The following is a 20,480-nucleotide window of genomic DNA, read 5'->3' as shown; positions in this document are numbered from 1 at the left end:
ATGAGCCTGACCGAACTGACGATTGCCGATGCGGCAGCGGGACTGCGCGCGCGCAAGTTCAGCGCCGTGGAACTGGTGCGTGCGCACACGGACGCCATTGCCGCGCTGAACCCGCGCCTGAACGCGTACATCACCACCACGTCGGACGCGGCGCTGCAGGCCGCGGCCCATGCGGATGAAGCACTGGCGAAGGGCGAGGCAAGGCCCCTGAGCGGTATTCCGCTGGGGATCAAGGACCTGTTCTGCACCAGTGGCGTGCGGACCACGGCGGCCAGCAACATCCTGAAGAACTTCGCCCCCCCCTATGAAAGCACGGTCACGGCCAACCTGCTGCGCGATGGCGCGGTGTTTGTGGGCAAGACCAACCTGGACGAATTCGCCATGGGGTCGGCCAACATCACCTCCGCCTTCGGCCCGGTGGAAAACCCGTGGAAGCGCAAGGGCGATGATGCGGCCCTCGTGCCTGGTGGTTCGTCGGGCGGGTCCGCTGCCGCCGTGGCGGCCGGCCTTGCCATGGGAGCGACCGGCACCGATACCGGCGGGTCCATCCGCCAGCCCGCCGCCTATTGCGGTATTGTCGGGCTGAAGCCGACCTATGGCCGGTGCAGCCGGTTCGGCACCATTGCCTATGCTTCCTCGCTGGATCAGGCCGGTCCCATGGCGCGCAGCGTGCAGGACTGCGCGATCCTGCTGCAGTCCATGGCGGGTTTCGATGTGCGCGACAGTACCAGCGTGAATTGTGATGTGCCGGATTATTCCGCCGCCACTGGCCGCAGCCTGAAGGGGCTGAAGGTGGGCATCCCTGCCGAATACCGTGCCGAGGGCCTGTCCACCGAGATCGAGGCGGCGTGGCAGCAGGGCATCGAGTGGCTGAAGGCGGCGGGGTGTGAGATCGTGGATGTCTCCCTGCCCCACACAAAATATGGCCTGGCCACCTATTATATCGTGGCCCCAGCCGAATGTTCATCCAATCTGGCCCGTTATGACGGCCTGCGTTTTGGCGAACGGGTTCCGGGCGATACGCTGGACGCCATGTACGAAGCCACCCGCCGCGCGGGATTCGGCCCCGAGGTGCGCCGCCGCATCATGATGGGAACCTATGTGCTTTCGGCAGGCTACTATGATGCCTATTACCTGAAGGCGCAGAAGGTCCGCAGCCTGATCCGCCGCGACTTTACCGAAAGCTTCCAGCAGGTTGATTTGCTGCTGACCCCTACGGCCCCCACGCCTGCCTTCGCGCAGGGTGAACAGAGCGATGATCCGGTCCAGATGTACCTGAACGATATCTTTACCGTGCCGGCTTCCATGGCGGGCATGCCTGCCATGTCCGTGCCCGTGGGGCTTGGGGCCACCGGCCTGCCGCTGGGCCTGCAACTGATTGGCCGCCCGTTTGACGAGGAAACGCTTCTGGCTGCGGGCAGCGCGCTGGAAGCGGCGGCAGGTTTCACGCATCGCCCTGCCCTGCGTGCGGAGGTGGCGAAATGAGCTACACACTCGAAGGCCGGACCGGCACGTGGGAAATCGTGGTGGGTCTGGAAGTGCATGCCCAGGTCATCAGCCATTCCAAGCTGTTTTCCGGCGCATCCGCTTCCTACGGTGGTGAGCCCAATACCCATGTGAGCCTGGTCGATGCCGGTTTTCCGGGCATGCTGCCAGTGCTTAACCGGGAATGCGTGGCCCAGGCCATCCGTACGGGTCTTGGCTTGCGCGCGCGGATCAATCTGGAAAGCCGATTTGACCGCAAGAACTATTTTTATGCCGACCTGCCGACCGGCTACCAGATCAGCCAGTTCACCCATCCCATCGTGGGCGAAGGCACGGTCGAGATCGAACTGGCTGATGGTACGGTGCGCCATATCGGCATCACCCGCCTGCATATGGAGCAGGATGCGGGCAAGTCCATGCACGATCAGGACCCGACACGGTCCTTTATCGACCTGAACCGCGCCGGTGTCGCGCTTATGGAAATCGTGAGCGAACCCGACATCCGCAGCCCGGAGGAAGCGGGCGCCTACCTGCGCAAGCTGCGGCAGATCCTGCGCTACCTTGGCACCTGCGATGGCAACATGGAGGAAGGGTCCATGCGCGCCGACGTGAACGTGTCGGTGCGCAAGGCGGGCGAACCGTTCCGCACGCGCTGCGAGATCAAGAACGTCAACTCCATCCGCTACGTCATGCACGCGATCGAGGTCGAGGCCACGCGCCAGATCGAGGTATGGGAGAATGGCAGCGAGGTCGATCAGGAAACCCGCCTGTTCGATCCGTCGCGCAACGAAACCCGTTCGCTGCGCAGCAAGGAAGACGCGCACGATTACCGCTACTTCCCCGACCCCGACCTGCTGCCGCTGGTGGTGGAACAGGCCTGGGTGGATGAATTGGAACGTGCCCTGCCCGAACTGCCCGATGACAAGCGGGACCGCTTCGTCAGGCAGTATGGCATCCCCCGCTATGACGCCAGCGTGCTGGTGGCTGAGCAGGCCATTGCCGATTATTATGAAGAAGTGGCAAAGGGCCGCGATGCGCGCCTTGCCGCCAACTGGGTGACGGGTGACCTGTTTGGCGCACTCAACCGGACTGGCCGCACCATTACCGACAGCCCGATTTCGGCCCAGGCGCTGGGTGGCATGCTGGATCTGGTGTCTGACAAGACCATCAATGGCAAGATTGCCAAGGAGGTTTTTGAGGACATGCTGGAGACTGGTGACAGTGCGGCTGACATTGTGGAACGCAAGGGCCTGAAACAGGTCACCGACACGGGTGCGATTGACGCGGCGGTAGCTGACGTGCTGGCCCGTAATGCGGACAAGGTGGAAGAATACCGTGGTGGCAAGGACCGGCTGTTCGGCTTTTTTGTTGGCCAGGTGATGAAAGCCATGGCGGGCAAGGCCAATCCGGCCATGGTGAACGAGGCTTTGAAAAAAGTTCTATAAAAACGGACGCTAGCGCATTTTAGGGCTTTGCAGGGCTGCGGCTACAGGCTAAAAGCAGCCCTGCAAACGCCGTGTTACTTATAATGCGCGCTCTTCGGCGGAGGGGTGGCCGAGTGGCTGAAGGCGGCGGTTTGCTAAACCGTTATACGATGTCAAGTCGTATCGAGGGTTCGAATCCCTTCCCCTCCGCCAGAACTTCTTGTAAATAAACAAGAAATCGCCAAGCGCCCTCCGGGGCGCTTTGGTCGTTTCTGGACGGTTTTTCAGACTGGTGTGGTAGAAAACGTGGTACCTACCTCAAAAATTTGTTTAGCTTGAAGCCAAAATCACTCCCATTCACCGTGCCTTAGTACCGACTCTCACCAAGATCATTGAGCAACGGTTCCATCTCGTCTGGTGTCAGAGGCCATGTTCTAAGTGCGCGTCGCCCTCGCTCAACGATGTCGAGATAGGCAAGCAGGATGGATGGCTGTGAAAAAAGAGGATTGGAACGCGCAACGCGTTCTTTGATACGATCAATTATGAAGGGTCGTTCTGTCAGCATCTGCTGGACCTGAGCGGAGCAGTCCACGTCAAAGATGTTCCCCTTCTCGTATGCTTCCAGGAGTAGACCCTCAAGCAAGCTTGGCCGGGGCTCTAGGCCTGTGGCTGTGCGATACACCTGTGATAGGCTTTGCGTCATTTCTCTCACGCCGCTCAGGGCAGCTTCAACTTGATCTGCCACATCCTCGAAGTAGTCGTTGGTCGCTTCGAGCAGAGCCATTGCCTTGGCGGCATTACGCTGCATCGCCGTCGTGGCTTTGATCTGCGGCTTATAGATCGTGTCATGGGTGAGCTCGCTGTATGCGTGCTGCAGAATGGTCTTGATCTGGACTTCACAAGGAGTGTTGGCGGGGATCAGGATATCATCAACCGAGATATCTTCGGAAGGTCGAACAACGTAGTGCACCGCCGCATAATCAAACGCGATTGGGTTTCTGCTTTGTTCCTCTTCGTAGTCGCGATCACGGCTCCATGTCCAGCCTTTAATTCGCTCCAACACATTGGCTACCAATTGGATCTCTCGGCCAAGCAGGACGATAAACCGAGTTCCTACTTTATCGGTAATGTCAACATAGGGATCATGATAATTTTTTTTTCGATAGAATGCTTTTTCAACAAGCCTAAGATCCTCCTTAAGCCTAGGAATTGGAGGAGCTTTTAAAAAATGAGAAACCGTTATTGGTGCGATCTGCTGCTCGAGTACAGCAGAAACTTGCTTTGAGATGCATTTCCCCCAAGCAAGGTATGCCTGTTTCTCTTTATGCCAGCGCGAGAGAAAGGCTTGTTCCGGCGTCATTCCTGGCTCTCAATTTCACCTTGTATCGTTAGGCGTGTTTGATGATTTCCCTTCTCGTCCGTGATCGCTTCAACGCTTACCAAGTTGGCTATAGCATCAGCTGGACCAGCCAAGGTAATTCGTCCTCCAAATCGAAATTTGCGAGTACGCAAACGTCCAGCTATCTCGGTAAGATCTTTTTGAATGGCATGATCGGGAAAATTTTTCCGGCGCATGTGGCGTCGATATTTGTCTCCTAAATCTTCATCCATGAAAATTTCAGCAAAGGTGCCAACTTGAATTGTTGGACTACGGTCTAGTTTTAGATATGTGTGAAGGCTGTCGTATAATCCAACTCTTTTTTCTTCATCTACAGGTGCGATTGCAATAAAATCACGGGTGTTTTGGTAGAAGTTCTTTGTTTGTTGCGCACTATTATCTGGAATTCTAAGCCCTAAAAAGCGCTCATGAAAATAAAGGGCTGCTCCATCACGTTGCGTTGCGGTTAGCTGACTGTCATAAACCGTTGCTGTCCAGCCAAGTGGAAGAGGAGCAGGTGGTTGGTCTGCTGCTATGAACAGGCCAATTTTGTATAGTTTCGTTTTGGGTCCAAGAAAAACGCTATCTACAAAAGTAGCTTTCAAATCAGGACTTTTGATGAAAGCCTCGTGTAGTTCGGCTTTCATTACCGCGAAAAATGACTTGGCCGGATAGCCAACAGTACCGGTGAATACGATAACAAGGCCACCGGGATAAGCACGAGAAGTCTGCGCGCCAGCCAGTAGATCAGCAAAGGCCTTTGAGCGATCGACAAACTCTTTATCATTAGAGTTAACTAGTTCTGCTCCTAGCGCAGCGATACTTTCAGTGCCATAGGATTCGATCGCCATCTGCATGCATTTGGCGTCTGTTCTGAAAGCAGAAAGCACTCTACTGGTAAAAACATCTAGAGCACGTGCATCGAGTTCAAGTAATTCATCTCCATAAGTAGGTGAGGCTATGTTACGATCATCATTGCGACGATACACTTCATGAAGACAAACTCGTTCAATTGTTAAATTTTCAAGTGACATATCCCCTCCTGTGAGGGCAGATGACCATAGGCAAGAGCCGAAGTCGATAGCCAGTGCTGCTATGCAATGAAAAGGAGATATGCATTTTTATTTTAAATCGAAAGAATATTAGATCTTAAGAACTTGGTTGCATTAAATACAGTCTGGTTTATGAATATTTTCCTTTCCGATAAGCATTTGTTCAGATTGGAACTGGACTTTTTCCTGTTCCTCCACGGTCAGGAAGCCCAGATAGTTCTGCTCGGTCACCTTCACGGAACTGTGTCCAAGGTGGCGGGACAGGCGATAGATATTCCCCCCTTCTTTCAGCCATCGCACCGCGAAGGCATGCCGCAGGTCATGCACCCCGAAGCGCCGGAACAGTGGATTGTCGCGCTGGATGCGCCGCATGACCTGGGCATGGTTGGATGAGAAATTGGCGAACGGTTTGCCCGTGGTGCCGCTGGTATAGAGAAAGCCGGACGGTGCTCCCTCTTCCAGCACCCTGGTGGCGTTCCCGCCGGGCGTGTGCCAGCTGATGGTGCGTGGCCTGCTGGTCTTGGTTTTGGTCAGCAGGACCTGGCGGCTTTTGCTGTCCACCTGCCAGCGTTCCAGCATCACGGCTTCATTCATGCGCATGCCGGTCTCGGCCAGTATGGTCAGGATACCGGCAATGCCGGGTGGTGCCGCATCTATCGCGGTCTGGATTTCTTTGCGTGTGGGCGGCCGCTTGGGTTCGCGGCGCTCGCGGATGATCGTGCGGTCGAAGGCCTGTACGGGATTGTCCGTACGCCAGCCGATCGAGCAGCAGAAGCTGAGCAGCCGGGACAGTGCTGTCAGGTCGCGCTGGATCGAGGCGTTCGAGATCGCCTTCCCCTCCCCTTGTGCCCTCACGGATCCGGTCCGCTTCCGTTCGCTGATCCAGTCGGCAATGTCCCGCGTGGTGATGGATGCGATTAGCAGCGACCCGAAGCGTTCATCAAACCGGCGGATACTGGACAGGTAGCGGGTACGGACTGATTCCTTTACGCCATCCAGCCCCTCGGTTGACCAGCGCACCACGGCTGCTTTCCAAGATTCCTCGCCGGGCACGTCCAGGGCGGTACGCTCCAGCCGCAGGCGCAGGGCCTTTACGCGCTTTTCCGCTTCCCTTGCATCAACTGTGCGTAGGCTTTCTCGGTATCGTTCACCTCGAATGATGATCTGCGCCCACCACGTATCGCCGCGAAGGAAGCAGTTTTTCGGTGTTTTGCCCGACTGTCTACGCGGCGGCTTTGGCAATTAAGGCTCTCCTGTTCAATGATCCAGGCTTCGATGCGGGCGGGGCTGAATGTCCACCGGCGGCCGATTTTGGCGGCCGGGATTTCCCCGCGCTGGGCGAGTGCAAGAATGGTGCGGTGGGGCACGCCGGTGCGTTCCGCGATGACATGCGCATCAACGCGCTTTTCCATGGTGGAGGGTGGCTGCGTCATCCGCCTTCCCTCCCCGCTTTGGGCCATGCCTGCGTGCCACGTGCGCGGATGATCCTGCGGCCGTTCTCGGTTATGAGCCTGCCGCGAAAGACGATGCGGCACGGGCTGTCATCCTCGCAGGTGATGCCCACGTATTCGCCCCGGCCGTTGCCGTGGATTTCGATGCTGTAGATCTCGCGTCCGAATTCGAGGCCCTGCAGGATCGGGTGGTCAGGCAGGTCGCTCATGCCGCCCCCTGCCCGCGCGTTGCGGCGGATGGCGCGGCATAACCGCACTGGCCCTGACTGGTGGACAGGGCCAGCCTGTTGATTTTCACTGAGAACTGACCCGGGTAGGGCGGAAATTTTCATCGAGATTTGACCCATGCCTTCACACTCCCCGGCAGCATCTGCTGGGGGTTTGAGGAGTGATTGACATGGAGCTTCTGAGTGTGATCCGTCGGTGGCACTGCCGGGATCATCTTCCGATCCGCGAGATCGAACGCCGGACGGGACTGTCACGCAATACGATCCGGAAATATCTCCGGGCACAGAGTATTGAACCGCAGTTCCAGTTACCCGAACGTCCCAGCCGACTGGACCCGTTTGCTGACAGGCTGAGGGGATGGCTGGTCCTGGAAGCCGCCCGCCCCCGCAAGAACCGGCGCACGGCGCGACGACTGCATGAAGACCTTGTGGCACTGGGTTATGATGGATCCTACGGACGGGTGGCCGCTTTCATCCGGCAATGGAAACACGAACAGCACCAGGCACGCCAGACAACGGGTCAGGGTGTTTTCGTGCCCCTGAGCTTCCAGCCCGGGGAAGCCTTCCAGTTCGACTGGGGTGAGGACTGGGCGGTCATTGCCGGCCGTCGCGTCAGGCTGCAGGTTGCCCACACCAAACTGTCCTTCAGCCGGGCCTTCATACTCAGGGCCTATCCCCTGCAGACCCACGAGATGCTTTTTGATGCGCTTGCCGAGGCCTTCCGCGTGCTCGGTGGCGTGCCACGGCGGGGTATTTTTGACAACATGAAGACCGCCGTGGACCGGATTGGCTCTGGCAAGGCACGTCAGGTCAATCTGCGCTTCATGGCCCTGGCCAGCCATTATCTGTTCGAGGCGACCTTCTGCAATCCGGCAGCGGGATGGGAGAAAGGGCAGATCGAGAAGACCGTGCAGGATGCCCGACGCCAGATCTGGCAGGATCTGCCTGCCTTTCCTGATCTGGGGGCGCTGAATGCCTGGCTGGAAGCCCGCTGCCTGGCCTGCTGGGAACGGCTGCAGCATATCGAACTGGCCCGGAGCATCGCCGAGGTCCATGCCAGCGAGCGTCCTCACCTCATGGTGCCGGGGCGTCCCTTTGACGGGTTTATCGAACAGACCAAACGCGTCTCACCAACCTGCCTGATCCAGTTCGAAGGCAACCGCTACAGCGTGCCGGCCTCCTTTGCCAATCGTCCGGTCAGCCTGCGGGTTTATCCCGACAGGCTGCGCATTATCGCCGAAGGGCAGGTTCTGTGCGTGCATGACCGGATCATCACGCGTTCGCATGGTGTGCCAGGCTGCACGGTGTATGACTGGCGGCATTATCTGGCGGTCATCCAGCGCAAACCGGGCGCCCTACGCAATGGCGCGCCGTTTGCCGAATTGCCGGCTGCCTTCCGGACCCTGCAGGATCAACTGCTCAGGCGGCCTGGAGGCGACCGGGAAATGGCTGAAATCCTGGCCCTCGTGCTGCAGCATGATGAGCAGGCTGTCCTCTGCGCGGTTGAACTGGCACTTGAAGACGGCGTGGCGACCAAGACCCATGTTCTCAATACGCTTCATCGCCTGATCGATGCCAGGAGAACCGTGGTTCCCCGGCTCGATGCCCCACAGGCCCTGGTGCTCGAACACGAACCGTGCGCCGATACAGGGCGGTATGACATCCTGCGAAGGGACAGCCGCCATGCGTCATGATCCTGCTGCTGCTTCACTTGTCGTCATGCTCCGTGGATTGCGGATGTATGGCATGTCCCAGGCCACGGCCGACCTCATCGAGCAGGGCGCACCTGCCTTCGAGGCGACTATTCCCATCCTCTCACAACTCCTGAAGGCGGAACTGGCCGAACGCGAAGTGCGCTCCATCGCCTACCAGACAAAGACCGCCCGGTTCCCCGCCTATAAAGACCTGTCCGGGTTCTCCTTTGCCGATACGCAGGTCAACGAGCCCATGATCCGCCAGCTCCATGGCGGGGACTTCATCGAGCGTGCTGAAAATGTCGTGCTGATCGGCGGTCCGGGAACCGGGAAAACCCACCTGGCGACCGCGCTGGCCATCCAGGCGATCACCCATCACCGCAAGAAGGCGCGCTTCTGGTCAACGGTCGACCTGGTCAATGCGCTCGAACAGGAAAAGACCGCCAACCGGGCCGGGCAGATTGCCGACAGGCTGCTCCGCCTGGATCTCGTGATCCTTGATGAACTCGGTTATCTCCCCTTCAGTGCGTCTGGGGGCGCCCTGCTGTTCCATCTGCTCAGCCGCCTCTACGAGCGCACCAGTGTCATCATCACAACCAATCTGAGCTTCAGTGAATGGGGAGACGTCTTTGGTGACCCGAAGATGACAACGGCGCTCCTCGATCGGCTGACCCATCACTGTCATATCCTCGAGACAGGAAATGACAGCTACAGGTTCCGCGCCAGCACCGCCGCGTCAAAAAACAGAAAGGACAGATCCTCTTCTTGACCGCCCGCCCGACTATGCCTGAAATAGCAGCTGGCTGGGTCAATTCCTGATGAAAAACCCGGGTCAGTTCTCAGTGAAAATCAACAGTTTGTCGCCTGTCTGCTCCATTCTTGAAGACGACATAGCTTTACGAGGGAAGCAACCAGTTTGATTCTGGATTGATCATCGCATCAGGTCGTCAGCGAAGCGTCGCAAAAGCGTCTGTAACTGATCGAGGTCGGCATCCGTCCAGTCAACGAGAATGCGGTTCGCCAGCCTCTGGCGGGCCGCATTCAGCAGGTCGACCATTTCCTGTCCCTTTCCAGTCACTGTCGCTTCGCGAACACGCCTGTCCGCGGCAGACGGGTGGCGCTCGATAAGGCCCAGCTCTTCCAGCCTGGTCATCTGTCGGCTGATCGTCGTATGATCACGCCCTGTACGGTCCGCGAGTTCGACAACACCGACAGGACCGTAGCGTCCTACGCGCGCCAGAAGCGGAAACAGGGCGCGATCCAGTGGAATGCCCGCTTCTTCGATCAGTCGATCATCCCGACGCGGCTGGTTGATTTCATCGACCAGATCGATGATCGCGACATGCAGCCCGCGCAGGATATCAGGATCATGTGTATTATTCACGCTTTTTGTTGCCTTGGACGTCGCTCCGAGATACGTGAATATTACACATTGATTCGCGGAGTTGCCAGTGTCCTTCGATACAGACGTCCTGATCTCGGGTGCCGGGGCCGCAGGCCTGACACTTGCGATCGATCTCGCCCGACGCGGGGTTTCGTTCCGACTGATCGAACAGAACACGCAGCCGTTCAGCGGATCGCGCGGGAAAGGCATCCAGCCCCGGACGATGGAGATCTTCGAGGATCTCGGCTTCGTCGACCGCGTGGCGGCAGCAGGCGGCCCCTATCCGCCGCTGTGCCAGTATCGTCCTGATGGAACCCATAAGGTGTCGCTTCTGACAGAGGCGGAAGTCTTCCCCACTCCCGCCGAACCTTACGCCGCGCCGCTGATGCTGCCGCAGTTCGCAACCGAAGCCGTCATGCGGGAGCGGCTTGCCGAGCTTGGGCATCATCCTCGCTTCGGTACACGGCTGACCGGATTTGAACAGGACGCACATGGCGTGACGGCGAGGATGAGAGGGGAAACCGGCGAGCATATGATCCGCGCCCGGTTCCTCGTCGGAACCGACGGCGGCCGCAGCTTCGTGCGCCATGCCCTGGCTATTGATTTTCCGGGAGAAGCACTGGGCGTGCGTGCGATCGTTGCCGATGTGCGGCTGGAAGGTCTTGATCGGTCCGTCTGGCATCGTTTCCAGCTCGGTTCACCGGCGACACAGGTGATGATCTGTCCACTGGCGGGAACCGATCTGTTCCAGATTCAGGCGCCCGTGGCACTGGAGGGAGAGATCGACCTGTCTCCGGCCGGACTGACCGCGCTCATCGGGGGCCGGACCGGCAGAGCGGACATCGCCGTTCGCTCGGTGTCCTGGTCCTCGGTTTATGTGATGAATGCGCGTCTGGCTGATCGCTACCGGGTCGGACGCGTCTTCATTGCGGGGGATGCCGCTCATGTTCACCCGCCAACCGGTGGTCAGGGTCTCAATACCAGCGTTCAGGACGCCTATAATCTCGGCTGGAAGCTCGCCTCCGTGCTCGCGGGTGCGCCGGAAGCGCTGCTCGACACCTACGAGGCGGAGCGCCGACCTATTGCGTCGGACATGCTTCATCTCTCGACGCGGCTGCTTGGTGAAGCAAAGCAGGGCACAATGCGGCGCGATCGCGAAGCGCGTCAACTCGACCTCGGCTATCGCGGCTCATCATTGAGCGCGCCCGGCTTGGTGGGCGGCAGGGTGCAGGCGGGCGATCGCGCACCCGATGCTCCCTGTCGCGGGCAGGCGGGGCAACGGACACGGCTGTTCACGGTTCTTCAAGGGTCTCACTGGACCCTGCTCGGCTACCAGCCGCACGACCGGCCGTCGGCCATCGCGGGCGTCCGTATCGTCACTGTCGGAGTGGGGCATGAACTCGTCGACGAAGATGGCGATATCGCCGCAGCGTACGGGATCGAACCCGGTAAGTGGGTGCTCGTGCGTCCGGACGGTTACATCGCCGGGATCTTTCCCTCTGACGGACTGGGGCCGCAGCTTTCGCGCTACCTCGCGCACGTGCTGCCGTCCTGCCCGGCCGATACGCTCGAAAGGTCATGATGGGGGGAAAGCCAGATGTCGGCTATCGAAAAGTCACATGAATACCCCTCATGATGGTCTCGTGTTGAGGGATGCCCCCCTTTCATCTCTTCCGCGAAGCAACGTATGGTTCGGTGCATACCTTGCCACGCTTTCTGATTGAGGAGATGCCGCGAGGTCTGACCGTAAGCCGGTCGCTCGCGACAGGCTGACAACAGGAGAATACTCATGAGCGATAAACAACTGAGCCGCGCGCCGATGCCCGACCGGGCAGAGGACAACGCTTTCTTCCCGTCGGAATATTCCCTGACCCAATACACGTCTTCAAAGACCGATTTTGACGGCATCACCTATCCTGCACCTTACACCGGCGGAAAGTGGAAAATACTGATGATTGGCACTCAGGAGAGATACCTGATGATGAAAGACGGTGAGTTTTTCTCGACGGGCAATCATCCGGTCGAAATGCTTCTGCCCATGTATCATCTGGATGCGGCGGGATTTGAGATCGATATCGCGACCATCTCCGGCGATCCGGTAAAGTTCGAGTGGTGGGCCTTCCCGCATGAAGACGAGGCCGTCAGATCGATCTACAGGAAATACGAAAAGCAGCTCAAAGCGCCGAAGAAACTTGCTGACGTGACAGGCGAAGGCCTCACTGCTGAAGCACCGTATCTTGGTGTGTTCATTCCGGGCGGTCACGGCGTCCTCAATGGTGTGCCATTCAGCAAACAGGTTGGCGATATCCTGCGCTGGGCACAGATCAACGAACGCTTCACGATCTCGCTCTGTCATGGGCCCGCCAGCCTGCTGGCGACAACGGTCGATGGTGGCAGGTTCGCATATGAAGGCTATGAGATGTGCGTCTTTCCAGACAGTCTGGATACCGGGGCCAATATCGAAATTGGCTACATCCCGGGGCCAATGGCGTGGCTGGTCGGTGAAAAACTTCGCGAATACAATGTAAAGATCATCAACACGGGGATTACCGGCCAGGTGCACCGTGATCGCCACCTGCTGACGGGCGATAGCCCGCTGGCATCGAACAATCTTGGCAAGCTGGCAGCTGAAGTCCTGCTTGAAGCTGCCAACAGATAGAACCGGCTATACGGTCGCAGGGAGGTCTCCCCACTTGCAACCGGGGGACACCTCCAGCATGCTTCCGGGGTATCCGCTGTAGAATGCTCTTATAATTTATTCTTAAGACTATATGACGGCTGGGCCGTTTCACTGCGGCGTACAGAGGCGACGGATAATGTCCTCTATCTGCCCACGGTCCAGCCTGGCGTGATCCACCGAGCCATGAATGCCCATGCCCTCGACCAGGGCATCGAGCGCGCGGCAGGTCAGCGGATCGAAGAAGCGCCCCAGCGCCTCCCGGCTGGCCTGCATCCAGTCGCGCATGATGGCCGCGAGTTCGGGCTTTCGGGCGGCAAAAGCATATAATTCGTAACTCAGCAGCAGCGTGCGTGGCGTGGACCAGATGTTTCCGGCAATGATATCGACAATCGCCTCTGTTGCCTCCTCCCTGTTTCCGGCCTCGGCCAGCCGCCCGACAAATGCTGCGGAACTGGCATGGGCCACCTGCGTGAAAGCCAGATGAAGCAGGTCGTCCATGCCGTTGAAATGGTATGTCATCGAGCCAAGCGGCACGCCCGCAGCCTTCGCTACGCGGCGGTGTGTCGTGCCCTGCACGCCGTGTTCCACGATCACGTCTAGAGCAGCATTGATGATGCGCTGCTTGCGGTCGGGGTCAGTGCGACGGATGGCTGAAGGGTTGCTTGACATGAGGAAACAGGTTTAGCCTTGCGTTATGTGTACATTCGTACACAAGATAAATATCTCAATGATGCGGGATGGTAGCAGTGAGCGAGAATACCGAAAAGAACGGTTCCCCCGGCATGACACGGCGCACGGTCATCGCAGCAGGCGCAGTAGCCGGTGGCATGGCCCTGGGCGGCAGGGCGCATGCCAGCGCGCGCGGCCCATGGCGTGGCGGGGTCTGGCTCAACAAACCACACCAGAGCGCGATCAGGGCCGATGCGCTTGAGATGACAACGGACAAAGGCTCCGACTTCTGGCGCGAAACTTTCTACGGCTTCACGCGCGATAGCGGCCATTTCTACGGCATGCATGCCCCTGCCCGCTTTACCGCGCAGCTGCGCATCCGTGCTGAGTATGAGAAGCTGTACGATCAGGCCGGTCTCATGGTGCGCATTGACGAGACGCGTTGGGTCAAGGCTGGCATAGAACTCTCGGATGGCCGCGCCATGCTCAGCAGCGTGCTGACCGATGGCCGCTCGGACTGGGCCACGGCTCCTTATGAGGGCGACCCGAAGGATTTCTGGATGCGCGCAAGCGTGGCCGATGGCGTGCTGCGGCTTCAGGTCTCGGGTGATGGCAGGACCTGGCCGCTTGTGCGTCTGGCCCCCTTCCCCGTGGCTGAGTCCTATCTGGTCGGGCCGATGTGCTGCACGCCGGAGCGCGAAGGCCTGAAGGTGCGTTTTTCTGACTGGAAACTGACCCCGCCGCTTAACAAGGCGCTGCATGACCTGACATGATGCCCCACCGCAGCGAAAAACAGAAAATGCTGGCAGGCGAGCTGTACATAGCCAGCGATCCCGAATTGCAGCGCGATATGGCACAATGTGCCCGGTGGCTTGCCCGATACAACAACGCCAATGCCTCCCTGCCCGAGCGGCTGGGCGCGGTTGGGGAGAGTACCTGCATTCGCCCGCCGTTTCATTGTGATTATGGCTATAATCTCTTTCTGGGGAACAACGTATTCCTCAATTTTAACTGCATCGTGCTTGATGTGGTGCCGGTCAGGATTGGCGATGGCACGCAGATCGGTCCGGGCGTGCAAATCCTTGCCGCCAATCACCCACGCGACCCGGCGCTACGCCAGAAAATGCTGGAATCTGGCCGCCCCGTTACCATTGGCCGCAATGTCTGGATCGGTGGTGGCGCCATCCTCCTACCCGGCATCACGGTCGGGGATCATGCCATTATCGGCGCGGGCAGTGTCGTAACGCGTGATGTGCCTTCGGGCGTAACCGTGGCCGGCAATCCGGCGCGGCCTCTGCATCTCTGATCATAACCCCGGCAAACAGACACACCCATGGCTGAATTCCAGTTTCAACAGATCGATGTATTCTCCGCTGAACCGGCCAAAGGCAATCCGGTTGCTGTAGTGATCGGAGCCGACAACCTGACCACCGAGCAGATGGCCGCTTTTGCCAACTGGACGAACCTGAGTGAAACCACGTTCCTGCTCCAGCCAACCACGCCGAAGGCAGATTACAGGGTGCGTATCTTTACGCCCCGGACCGAACTGCCATTTGCTGGCCACCCTACTCTGGGCAGCTGTCATGCCTGGCTGGCTGCGGGTGGCCAGCCGCGCGGGAACATGATCGTGCAGGAATGTGGTCTGGGCCTTGTGCCGGTGCGCGCGCATAATGGCTGCCTTGCTTTTGCAGCGCCTCCATTGCAGCGATCGGGTTCGGTGGAGCCTGCCCTGCTGTACCGGGTTGCGGATGGGCTGAAGATTCCCGCCTCATCCATCCGGGCTGCGGCATGGACTGATAACGGGCCGGGGTGGCTGTCCATCATGCTGGGGTCACGCCGGGAGGTTCTGGCGCTTGAACCCGATTACGCAGCCCTGTCGGACCTGTGTATCGGCGTTATCGGTCCATGGGATGCCGCACAGGATGGAAAGCAGCCACAGTTCGAGGTGCGTGCCTTCGCCATGGCCTGTGGGGTGAACGAAGATCCCGTCACCGGTAGTCTGAACGCCGGGCTGGCGCAGTGGCTCATAGGCAGCGGGCTTGCGCCCGATCATTACATTGCCAGCCAGGGCACCTGCCTTGGCCGGGCCGGACGCGTGCATGTTGATCTGGAAGATGGAAAAATCTGGGTTGGCGGGGTGACAACAACCCTGATTGCAGGCGTGCTGCGGTTATAATCCTTCTTGCAGGAATTCACTGGACCTTTGCAGGCTTCAATACGGGAGGAGTGTCTGTTTTTGAGATACGTAACACGCATGCATTGTCTGACATGAGGCGACTATCGCCTGTCCGCTTGTTCCATTGTAGCGCGCCAACAGGTTTGGAACTGCGGGACACATGATTTGGAACCCCACAGAATGCTCTTAGAGGGGTATAAGAGGTCGATCAGACCTCTTTTTTTATGCCCTGTGGGTCAGGCATAGGGGCCACAGGTTCGACTGGCGGGGCAGGATAGGATGGGAGCGGTTCAAACTGCCGTGGCGGCCGTCCTTCGCTGGCATCCAGTTCATGCACCAGCAGTCGGGCCGCGATAGCCTGGGCATAGACTTCCTGTATCACGTCATCACGCGCCCATAGCTGGCGCGTCAGCACGTCGATGCGCCGGATGTAGTCTGCAAGCATCTCGCGGGTCTGTGCCACCAGCGCCAGCGCCTGCTGTCCGGCTGATAGCTGTTCCTGCTTCTGGGCCAGCCTGTTCTTGGCCACGTTGCCATACCAGCCACCGACCAGACCCAGCGCAGGCTCGATCAGGCCGGACCAGGCATTCGCCACCTCGAACACATGCCCGATCATGGAGCGGAAACCGTGCCGACCTGCCTGCCATTGGCCAGCAGGTTGCCGTTGGCATCCACCACGACCAGGGCAACACCACCGAAGGCCGCCGCGATCTGCTGGGCACACGGCACCGGCTCCAGGACCGTGCCATCGGACAGGGTGACGGTCAGGTTGCCCACGCCATCAAACGCCACGGACGTGATCGACAGCGGTCTGGTCGCGGCATTGCCGGGCGCGATCTCGACCACCTGCGGCTGGTTGGTCAGGGGCATGAGGGTGGTCATGCGGCATTCTCCGTGGCAGGCAGCGTCACGCCCGCGACGACGGTAACGGCAAACGTATTGCTGGACTGGACGGTGCCATCGGGCCAGACGGTGCGCAGATCGCCCCGGTAGCGCCCGACCGGCCATGCGCCGGTATTGCCGTCATAGGTGACCTGGATGATTCCCGTCCGGCCGGGAACGGCCTGGACAGAAAGATCAGCCAGACTGTTGCCCAGCACGTCGCGCAGCTGGCTGGTGAATGTGCAGCCGGTCAGGTCCAGCGGCCTGCCGTCAAACGTACGGATCAGGGCAGCCAGTCGAAACGTGTTGCCCTGCTTGATGACAAAGCCACTCACGATACCGCTGCGGCCGTATCTGTCGTGGTCGCGCTCACGGTCGGCGTATAGATGCTGCCCGCAGGGTATTTCCCCGCCGTATCCAGCGCATAGGCAAAGCCCGTTGCAGCCCCGGTCGCCTGTTCCGCCGTCAGCTGCATGGCGGCGATTACATAGCCGACCGCCTGCCACCCGGATGCGGCCGTCCGGTACAGGATGTAATTCTGGATGGTGTCAGATGTGGACATGTCTTAGCCTCATTCGGTCGGGATGAAGAAGTAGGACAGTTTGGCGCGCTGGCTCACCCAGCCCGTCGTGGCCGTGTTGGCCGTGTATCGAAGGGTGATGGTATGCGTGCCAGCCCCGACCAGCTGGGGGACGTCCTCATGCGTGGCGCTGCGCACGTTGTCGTCATACACGCTGGTGCCGTCCAGGATCAGGTTGACATCCGATCCCGTATTTGTGGAACTGCCGTTGCTGGGCTGCGCGCTGAACGGGTAGACGCCAGCCGACATCATCAGCAGGCCGCCGGATGCGCAGGTGAACGTCAGGGTAAGGTCCGTGGTGGTGCTGGCGGAAGGCGTCCACACATCCCACGTCTGGCCATACTGCACCCCACCCTTCGGGACATAACCGGAGAGATCGTTATAGGTGGCCAGCCCGATGACCTGCTGGCTGTTGCTGGCATCGTTGTAGAAGACCTGCGGGCGCGCACCGCCGCCGAAAGTCAGGTTGTAGGTCATGCCCAGAACCTGTCCGGCGCCTGTACCGTTGGCCCATACGCCGGATACAAGCTGGGCATCGGCGTTCGCACGTGCCGTCGCTTCGGCGCTATCGCCACTGGCACGTGCCGACTGCTCCGCCGTCACGTCGGAATACAGGGGCAGCGTGCCGCCGGAATACTGGTTGCCGCTATCGTCCTGATAGAAGAACTGCGGGCGGGCTGCACTGATCAGGTAGGTCAGGCCGGTGACCTGATAGGCGGTCGTTCCTTTTGCCCAGATACCGGAAACAAGAACTGCATCCGCATTTGCGCGGGCTGTTGCCTCGGCCGTGTCTCCACTCACACGGGCCGACTGCTCCACTGTGACATCGGAATACAGGGCCAGCGTGCCGCCCGGCTGCTGCGCGCCCGTTGCATCCTGATAGAAATACTGCGGCCGCTGTGCGCTGATCAGGTAGGTCATGCCCAGCACCCGTAACGCCGCCGTGCCCAGTTCCCACTCGCCACTTACCGGGGCAAAGTCCAGCGATCCGTCGACGCCGGGCAGCGCCGCCCTGATCATGGCTTCAACCGCTGCCCAGACCTGACTGTCATCGTTCGGGTTGGGCACGATCTGAACGGCCTGGATCAGATACATCAGCCCGTTCAGGATCGCATTGCGATCCGCGGCCACCAGCGATGTGCCCTTGACCCCATTCAGCAGGTCACGATCCTGATACTGCCTGCGGCCCTGCGCATCAGTGACGTATCCGGTGGCGCTTGTGTAATCCATCAGGCAGCATCCGTATAATTGAAGACCAGCGCCGTATCCGGCGGACAGAACCGCTGGATGGGGCATTCAAGCCCGGTGTTTTTATTGGGCAGGTTGATGATCCAGATCAGGCGATCCGTGTCCTGGCTGCACACATCCACGCCGCAGACCGCTTCACCGCAGATTGCGGGTTCGGGGTAGTCGATGGTGATGGTCACGCCAGCCGCCTGGGCAAGGTCGATGAAGAACTGCTCGGACTGACCACCGCCGCCAACCCAGCGCGAATTCAGCAGCGCCTGCATCTCGGCCGTGGTCAGGTCCAGCAGGTCGCGGCCACATGGGTCAGGCCCCAGCACTTGCGCGTAATCCGCCAGAAGCAGGGTCGATTTCGCCGGGCTGATCTCATTGCGCAGGGCGTCGATATCCGCCTCGAACTGCGCCGCCATGATGGCGAACGGTGTCAGTAGCGCGGCCATGTTGGCCTGCGTGCTTTTCGGCCATGCCCAGCCGCTGGGCATCAACTGGATCAGCAGTTCATCGCGTATTTCGGCAGCCGTGCGGCTCATGATGACGCCTGCCATGTGATGGTGCCCAGTGTGGCAATCTGGTTGCTGGCCAACTGCACATCCGCCGTGGGGGCTGACAGGATGTAGCTGGTCACGGACGTGACGGATGCTATGGCCGCGTCAATCCGCGCCACCAACAGCTTCGCCGCAATGCTGGTGGTCGCGTAATAGGCGGCAATCGCGGTCTGCACCTGGTCGCGGTTCTGCTGGGTATCGGGCGTGATCGAAAGCGTCAGGTTTTGCGGCGCGAGCTGCGCGGGCACGACATACGCATTCGCCCGCACGGGCCTGCGGGTCGGATCATCAATGTATGACTGGATCGCCGCGACCTCGGCCGATGTCGGCACGCTGGGGCCAGTCATGGCCACGATGATGCCGACGGTGCCCAGACCGACCCAGTCGCGCACGATATTGACGTACGCAGCCCCGGCATCCTCGGCCCATCCCTCGTAATCACTCACGCTGCCGCCTGCGGGCGGATTGCGGATTTTCTCGATGATGCGTGCGCGCCAGCTTTCCTGCCCCTCAATGGCGGCACCACCGGCCAGCCCGTCGCTGTCGGTCACAACGGACGTGACGCCCGCAATGGGCGATACCAGCGTCAGCGTGATGCCACCGCCCACATTGCCGGTGGTGCCGGTGGCCGTCGCCTGCACGGGAATGGACCCGGATGCGCCTGCGGCGATATTGCCTTCGGCCGTGGTCGCCCACTGGATGGACCCGTCCACCGTCAGTAGCGTGCCAATGGGAATGACCTCGGCCTGTGAACAGGTCACCACCACGTTGCCGATGGCAGCCGTGGCCGGATTGCGCGGGACACCCCATTCCGTTCCGTGGTCGGGCAGCAGGCCATCCACCGTGGCCGTGGTGACCATCAGTTCCAGCAGCCAGTCGCGCATGTAGCGATACTGTTCAGCGCCCGCCAGACCCGCCACGATGGACAGGACCTGTTCCAGGCTGCCCGGCGCATTGGCGTCCAGCACCACCTGCGTCCCGTCGCTGGCGGTAAAGCTGATCGTAGCCAGGCCGGACGCAAAACGCTGGGCAAGCTGTGCCGGTGTCGGGATCGCGGCGGGCATCAGCTACCCACCACGGTGGCGACGGACGTGGCGCTTTCCTGCGCGGTGATCTGGATGGTGTCATCCGTCAGCCACGCGGCCCCGGTCGTGATGTCGGTGCCATGGTAATCAGCAATCGGCTCCACGCTTTCCGCCGTGTATCCGGCCAGACGGGCGCGGGTTTCTTCCGTGGCCTTGCCGCGTGCTTCCAGCCACGCCCGCGTGCCCAGCCGCTGGCCTTCAGGCAGGCAGACATCGCCCACCCAGCCACGCATCGCCAGCAGCCCGGCCGACTGCGCGGGCAGGCCCGTCACATCATCGGGCAGTGTGTCGTCAGGTTCCGCGCGGCGATCCGTGCCCAGCGCGATCAGCAGCGCCGTGGCCGCCGTGCCGTCAATGGCAATGCGGCCACGACCGTTGCCGGTGGGCTGGATTACCAGATCGCAGGCCATGACACGGGGTGACCAGGCCATGGCGATCTGGGAAAAGGGGATGACTGCTGGCATGCGCGCAGTATCCGCGCGCGCGTGGCATCATATCACGGACGACTTGTCGCCCGTCACTG

The 20,480-nt window shown here is 60.1% G+C and carries 24 protein-coding genes and 1 tRNA gene; 10 read left to right on the top strand and 15 right to left on the bottom strand.

Features of this window, described 5'->3' with window-relative positions; translation table 11 throughout:
• From gatA to LDL32_RS03885, 3 genes are all read left to right on the top strand, one after another.
• Entirely contained in the window at positions 1-1,485 is a 1,485-nt protein-coding gene (gene gatA, locus LDL32_RS03895; protein WP_233064646.1) for an Asp-tRNA(Asn)/Glu-tRNA(Gln) amidotransferase subunit GatA, read from the top strand.
• Positions 1,482-2,930: an Asp-tRNA(Asn)/Glu-tRNA(Gln) amidotransferase subunit GatB gene (gene gatB / locus LDL32_RS03890; protein WP_233064645.1), complete on the top strand. Its 1,449-nt coding sequence runs from the start codon at positions 1,482-1,484 to the stop codon at positions 2,928-2,930. Before gatA ends, gatB begins: the two co-directional genes overlap by 4 nt.
• Positions 2,931-3,029: 99 nt before the next feature.
• Positions 3,030-3,122 (top strand) — tRNA-Ser (locus LDL32_RS03885).
• Positions 3,123-3,276: 154 nt separating this feature from the next.
• On the opposite strand, the gene LDL32_RS03880 is transcribed toward LDL32_RS03885, so the two are convergent.
• The 5 genes from LDL32_RS03880 to LDL32_RS03860 form a co-directional block, all read right to left on the bottom strand.
• On the bottom strand, positions 3,277-4,269 hold the full coding sequence (locus LDL32_RS03880) for a GTP pyrophosphokinase family protein (RefSeq protein ID WP_233064644.1): 993 nt from the start codon (positions 4,267-4,269) through the stop codon (positions 3,277-3,279).
• Positions 4,266-5,321, bottom strand: coding sequence for a nucleoid-associated protein (locus tag LDL32_RS03875; protein ID WP_233064642.1), 1,056 nt, complete (start codon positions 5,319-5,321; stop codon positions 4,266-4,268). The genes LDL32_RS03880 and LDL32_RS03875 overlap by 4 nt, the downstream gene beginning before the upstream one ends.
• A gap of 132 nt (positions 5,322-5,453) precedes the next feature.
• The gene (locus LDL32_RS03870) at positions 5,454-6,359 is read right to left on the bottom strand and encodes a tyrosine-type recombinase/integrase (protein ID WP_233064641.1); all 906 of its coding nucleotides are present in this window, start codon (positions 6,357-6,359) and stop codon (positions 5,454-5,456) included.
• 71 nt (positions 6,360-6,430) lie between these two features.
• Entirely contained in the window at positions 6,431-6,772 is a 342-nt protein-coding gene (locus tag LDL32_RS03865) for a helix-turn-helix domain-containing protein (RefSeq protein WP_007400607.1), read from the bottom strand.
• Positions 6,769-6,999 carry a hypothetical protein gene (locus LDL32_RS03860; RefSeq protein ID WP_233064640.1) on the bottom strand — a complete coding sequence of 77 codons (231 nt, stop codon included), beginning with the start codon at positions 6,997-6,999 and terminating at the stop codon, positions 6,769-6,771. Before LDL32_RS03860 ends, LDL32_RS03865 begins: the two co-directional genes overlap by 4 nt.
• A gap of 188 nt (positions 7,000-7,187) precedes the next feature.
• On the opposite strand from LDL32_RS03860, the gene istA reads away from it, so the two are divergent.
• Positions 7,188-8,711 (top strand): IS21 family transposase, encoded by a 1,524-nt coding sequence (istA, locus tag LDL32_RS03855; protein WP_233064639.1) that lies wholly within the window; start codon positions 7,188-7,190, stop codon positions 8,709-8,711.
• Positions 8,701-9,480 (top strand): IS21-like element helper ATPase IstB, encoded by a 780-nt coding sequence (istB, locus tag LDL32_RS03850; RefSeq protein ID WP_007396536.1) that lies wholly within the window; start codon positions 8,701-8,703, stop codon positions 9,478-9,480. Before istA ends, istB begins: the two co-directional genes overlap by 11 nt.
• Before the next feature lie 162 nt (positions 9,481-9,642).
• On the opposite strand, the gene LDL32_RS03845 is transcribed toward istB, so the two are convergent.
• A complete protein-coding gene (locus LDL32_RS03845) occupies positions 9,643-10,095 on the bottom strand; it encodes a MarR family winged helix-turn-helix transcriptional regulator (protein WP_233064638.1) in 453 nt (150 codons plus the stop codon).
• Positions 10,096-10,162: 67 nt separating this feature from the next.
• On the opposite strand from LDL32_RS03845, the gene LDL32_RS03840 reads away from it, so the two are divergent.
• Together LDL32_RS03840 and hchA are read left to right on the top strand one after the other, a co-directional pair.
• Positions 10,163-11,677 (top strand): FAD-dependent oxidoreductase, encoded by a 1,515-nt coding sequence (locus LDL32_RS03840; RefSeq protein ID WP_233064637.1) that lies wholly within the window; start codon positions 10,163-10,165, stop codon positions 11,675-11,677.
• A 207-nt stretch (positions 11,678-11,884) separates the two neighbouring features.
• Positions 11,885-12,754: a glyoxalase III HchA gene (gene hchA / locus LDL32_RS03835; RefSeq protein WP_233064636.1), complete on the top strand. Its 870-nt coding sequence runs from the start codon at positions 11,885-11,887 to the stop codon at positions 12,752-12,754.
• A 129-nt stretch (positions 12,755-12,883) separates the two neighbouring features.
• On the opposite strand, the gene LDL32_RS03830 is transcribed toward hchA, so the two are convergent.
• Entirely contained in the window at positions 12,884-13,444 is a 561-nt protein-coding gene (locus tag LDL32_RS03830; RefSeq protein WP_233064634.1) for a TetR/AcrR family transcriptional regulator, read from the bottom strand.
• A gap of 68 nt (positions 13,445-13,512) precedes the next feature.
• Between LDL32_RS03830 and LDL32_RS03825 the strand changes: the two genes are divergently transcribed.
• Genes LDL32_RS03825 through LDL32_RS03815 form a run of 3 tightly spaced genes read left to right on the top strand, consistent with a single transcriptional unit; the run spans position 13,513 to position 15,620 of the window.
• On the top strand, positions 13,513-14,217 hold the full coding sequence (locus LDL32_RS03825) for a DUF1349 domain-containing protein (RefSeq protein ID WP_233064633.1): 705 nt from the start codon (positions 13,513-13,515) through the stop codon (positions 14,215-14,217).
• On the top strand, positions 14,214-14,750 hold the full coding sequence (locus tag LDL32_RS03820) for a sugar O-acetyltransferase (RefSeq protein ID WP_233064632.1): 537 nt from the start codon (positions 14,214-14,216) through the stop codon (positions 14,748-14,750). The genes LDL32_RS03825 and LDL32_RS03820 overlap by 4 nt, the downstream gene beginning before the upstream one ends.
• Positions 14,751-14,777: 27 nt before the next feature.
• Positions 14,778-15,620, top strand: coding sequence for a PhzF family phenazine biosynthesis protein (locus LDL32_RS03815; RefSeq protein ID WP_233064631.1), 843 nt, complete (start codon positions 14,778-14,780; stop codon positions 15,618-15,620).
• Between the two features lie 208 nt (positions 15,621-15,828).
• Here LDL32_RS03815 and LDL32_RS03810 read toward each other — a convergent pair whose 3' ends face one another.
• The 8 genes from LDL32_RS03810 to LDL32_RS03775 are packed head-to-tail and all read right to left on the bottom strand — an operon-like array spanning position 15,829 to position 20,421.
• A complete protein-coding gene (locus LDL32_RS03810) occupies positions 15,829-16,236 on the bottom strand; it encodes a hypothetical protein (RefSeq protein ID WP_233064630.1) in 408 nt (135 codons plus the stop codon).
• The gene (locus LDL32_RS03805) at positions 16,233-16,502 is read right to left on the bottom strand and encodes a hypothetical protein (RefSeq protein ID WP_233064629.1); all 270 of its coding nucleotides are present in this window, start codon (positions 16,500-16,502) and stop codon (positions 16,233-16,235) included. The genes LDL32_RS03810 and LDL32_RS03805 overlap by 4 nt, the downstream gene beginning before the upstream one ends.
• Positions 16,499-16,837: a hypothetical protein gene (locus LDL32_RS03800; RefSeq protein WP_233064628.1), complete on the bottom strand. Its 339-nt coding sequence runs from the start codon at positions 16,835-16,837 to the stop codon at positions 16,499-16,501. Before LDL32_RS03800 ends, LDL32_RS03805 begins: the two co-directional genes overlap by 4 nt.
• Positions 16,834-17,064, bottom strand: a complete 231-nt coding sequence (locus tag LDL32_RS03795; protein WP_233064627.1) for a hypothetical protein — start codon at positions 17,062-17,064, stop codon at positions 16,834-16,836. Before LDL32_RS03795 ends, LDL32_RS03800 begins: the two co-directional genes overlap by 4 nt.
• 9 nt (positions 17,065-17,073) lie before the next feature.
• Complete coding sequence (locus LDL32_RS03790) at positions 17,074-18,312, bottom strand: hypothetical protein (RefSeq protein ID WP_233064625.1); 1,239 nt, start codon at positions 18,310-18,312, stop codon at positions 17,074-17,076.
• The gene (locus tag LDL32_RS03785; RefSeq protein WP_233064623.1) at positions 18,312-18,857 is read right to left on the bottom strand and encodes a putative phage tail protein; all 546 of its coding nucleotides are present in this window, start codon (positions 18,855-18,857) and stop codon (positions 18,312-18,314) included. The genes LDL32_RS03790 and LDL32_RS03785 overlap by 1 nt, the downstream gene beginning before the upstream one ends.
• Positions 18,854-19,936: a baseplate J/gp47 family protein gene (locus LDL32_RS03780; protein ID WP_233064621.1), complete on the bottom strand. Its 1,083-nt coding sequence runs from the start codon at positions 19,934-19,936 to the stop codon at positions 18,854-18,856. The genes LDL32_RS03785 and LDL32_RS03780 overlap by 4 nt, the downstream gene beginning before the upstream one ends.
• The gene (locus tag LDL32_RS03775; RefSeq protein WP_233064619.1) at positions 19,936-20,421 is read right to left on the bottom strand and encodes a phage GP46 family protein; all 486 of its coding nucleotides are present in this window, start codon (positions 20,419-20,421) and stop codon (positions 19,936-19,938) included. The genes LDL32_RS03780 and LDL32_RS03775 overlap by 1 nt, the downstream gene beginning before the upstream one ends.
• Between the last annotated feature and the right edge of the window lie 59 nt (positions 20,422-20,480).

This window comes from Komagataeibacter sp. FNDCF1, from assembly GCF_021295335.1.
In the GTDB taxonomy this organism is placed as follows: Bacteria; Pseudomonadota; Alphaproteobacteria; order Acetobacterales; family Acetobacteraceae; genus Komagataeibacter.
This window is presented reverse-complemented; position numbering and strand designations above follow the sequence as displayed.

What these genes read in the sequence shown, in the direction of transcription:
- gatA (WP_233064646.1), top strand. Translation starts at nt 1, where the DNA reads ATGAGCCTGACCGAACTGACGATTGCCGATGCGGCAGCGGGACTGCGC.
- gatB (WP_233064645.1), top strand. Translation starts at nt 1,482, where the DNA reads ATGAGCTACACACTCGAAGGCCGGACCGGCACGTGGGAAATCGTGGTG.
- LDL32_RS03880 (WP_233064644.1), bottom strand. Translation starts at nt 4,269, where the DNA reads ATGACGCCGGAACAAGCCTTTCTCTCGCGCTGGCATAAAGAGAAACAG.
- LDL32_RS03875 (WP_233064642.1), bottom strand. Translation starts at nt 5,321, where the DNA reads ATGTCACTTGAAAATTTAACAATTGAACGAGTTTGTCTTCATGAAGTG.
- LDL32_RS03865 (WP_007400607.1), bottom strand. Translation starts at nt 6,772, where the DNA reads ATGACGCAGCCACCCTCCACCATGGAAAAGCGCGTTGATGCGCATGTC.
- LDL32_RS03860 (WP_233064640.1), bottom strand. Translation starts at nt 6,999, where the DNA reads ATGAGCGACCTGCCTGACCACCCGATCCTGCAGGGCCTCGAATTCGGA.
- istA (WP_233064639.1), top strand. Translation starts at nt 7,188, where the DNA reads ATGGAGCTTCTGAGTGTGATCCGTCGGTGGCACTGCCGGGATCATCTT.
- istB (WP_007396536.1), top strand. Translation starts at nt 8,701, where the DNA reads ATGCGTCATGATCCTGCTGCTGCTTCACTTGTCGTCATGCTCCGTGGA.
- hchA (WP_233064636.1), top strand. Translation starts at nt 11,885, where the DNA reads ATGAGCGATAAACAACTGAGCCGCGCGCCGATGCCCGACCGGGCAGAG.
- LDL32_RS03830 (WP_233064634.1), bottom strand. Translation starts at nt 13,444, where the DNA reads ATGTCAAGCAACCCTTCAGCCATCCGTCGCACTGACCCCGACCGCAAG.
- LDL32_RS03825 (WP_233064633.1), top strand. Translation starts at nt 13,513, where the DNA reads ATGGTAGCAGTGAGCGAGAATACCGAAAAGAACGGTTCCCCCGGCATG.
- LDL32_RS03820 (WP_233064632.1), top strand. Translation starts at nt 14,214, where the DNA reads ATGATGCCCCACCGCAGCGAAAAACAGAAAATGCTGGCAGGCGAGCTG.
- LDL32_RS03815 (WP_233064631.1), top strand. Translation starts at nt 14,778, where the DNA reads ATGGCTGAATTCCAGTTTCAACAGATCGATGTATTCTCCGCTGAACCG.
- LDL32_RS03810 (WP_233064630.1), bottom strand. Translation starts at nt 16,236, where the DNA reads ATGATCGGGCATGTGTTCGAGGTGGCGAATGCCTGGTCCGGCCTGATC.
- LDL32_RS03805 (WP_233064629.1), bottom strand. Translation starts at nt 16,502, where the DNA reads ATGACCACCCTCATGCCCCTGACCAACCAGCCGCAGGTGGTCGAGATC.
- LDL32_RS03795 (WP_233064627.1), bottom strand. Translation starts at nt 17,064, where the DNA reads ATGTCCACATCTGACACCATCCAGAATTACATCCTGTACCGGACGGCC.
- LDL32_RS03790 (WP_233064625.1), bottom strand. Translation starts at nt 18,312, where the DNA reads ATGGATTACACAAGCGCCACCGGATACGTCACTGATGCGCAGGGCCGC.
- LDL32_RS03785 (WP_233064623.1), bottom strand. Translation starts at nt 18,857, where the DNA reads ATGAGCCGCACGGCTGCCGAAATACGCGATGAACTGCTGATCCAGTTG.
- LDL32_RS03780 (WP_233064621.1), bottom strand. Translation starts at nt 19,936, where the DNA reads ATGCCCGCCGCGATCCCGACACCGGCACAGCTTGCCCAGCGTTTTGCG.
- LDL32_RS03775 (WP_233064619.1), bottom strand. Translation starts at nt 20,421, where the DNA reads ATGCCAGCAGTCATCCCCTTTTCCCAGATCGCCATGGCCTGGTCACCC.